This window comes from Acidovorax cavernicola (assembly GCF_003581445.1).
In genome coordinates this window covers 1-1,125 of the sequence record NZ_QXMN01000245.1, presented here as the reverse complement: position 1 = coordinate 1,125, position 1,125 = coordinate 1, and the positions used below count along the sequence as shown (strand labels likewise).

Genomic DNA, 1,125 nt, shown 5'->3' with positions numbered 1-1,125 from the left:
GCTTCGCGCGCGCCCTGATTCATGTTGTCAACGTTTATCCACTTGTCATGAATCAGACTTCCACTGCTGTCGTTTCCTCCATTTCTTCCGCCGTTGCCACGGCCCCTGCCTGGGGCAGCGTGGCGCGCAACAGCCGCGTCGCGGTGATCTGCGCGAGCTGGCACACCGACGTCGTGCACCAGGCGCGCGATGCGCTGGTCGGCGAGCTGACCCAGCAAGGCATGCCGGCCACGCAGATCGCGCATTTCGACGTGCCGGGCGCGTTCGAAATCCCTTTGATGGCCAAGCGCCTGGCGCTCAGCGGCCACTTTGACGCGATCATCGGCTGCGCGCTGGTGGTCAATGGCGGCATCTACCGCCATGAGTTCGTCTCCAGCGCCGTGATCGACGGCCTGATGCGCGTGCAGCTCGACACCGATGTGCCCGTGCTGTCGGCGGTGCTCACGCCGCGCGACTTCCACGAGCATGCCGACCACCTCGAGTTCTTCCGCGCGCACTTCGTCAAGAAGGGCGTCGAAGTCGCGCAGTCGTGCCTGGGCGCAATGGCCCAGTTGCAACGCGTCCAGGCGCTCGGCTAGGACGTCTCCACGCCCGGCAGCTGCGCCAGATAGTCCTGCAGCGCCGCGATCGCCTGGCGCACCTTTGCGGGCTGGGCGTCGCGCTGCGGCGTCATGGCCCAGATGTCGAGGCCGCCCAGCGTCCACTGCGGCAGCAGCCGCTGCAGCCGGCCGCGCTGCATCGCTTCGCTGACATCCATCGCGGCCAGCAGCGCCGGCCCGAGTCCGGCTTCGCACATCTGCTGCAGCGACCAGTGGTTGTTGCTCGCGATCAGCGGCTGCAGCCGCCACTGGTAGGCGGCTTCGCTCGGGTGGCGGCATTCCCATTCGAGGCGGCCATTCATTCCCAGCCAGCGCGCGCCCGCGAGCTGCGCGGGATGCTCGGGCGCGCCATGCTGCGCGACCCACTGCGGCGCGGCGCAAAGCCACCAGGGCATATGGCCCAGGCGGCGCGCGGCCCAGCCCGAGTCGCGCAGGGCGCCGAAGCGTATCGCCAGGTCGACCCGGCCCTGCACCAGATCGATGGGTGCGTCGTCGACCAGCAGCAGCAATCGCAGCGCCGGATGGC

General features: G+C 68.8%; 2 protein-coding genes. One reads left to right on the top strand and one right to left on the bottom strand.

Annotated elements, in window-relative coordinates:
- The first annotated feature begins 47 nt into the window (after positions 1 to 47).
- Positions 48 to 578 (top strand): 6,7-dimethyl-8-ribityllumazine synthase, encoded by a 531-nt coding sequence (locus tag D3H34_RS32885; RefSeq protein WP_119558887.1) that lies wholly within the window; start codon positions 48 to 50, stop codon positions 576 to 578.
- Here the strand turns inward: D3H34_RS32885 and D3H34_RS32880 are convergent.
- On the bottom strand, positions 575 to 1,125 hold a 551-nt coding region (locus tag D3H34_RS32880), incomplete at its 5' end, for a substrate binding domain-containing protein (protein WP_205736866.1). The two genes, D3H34_RS32885 and D3H34_RS32880, sit on opposite strands and share 4 nt — an antisense overlap.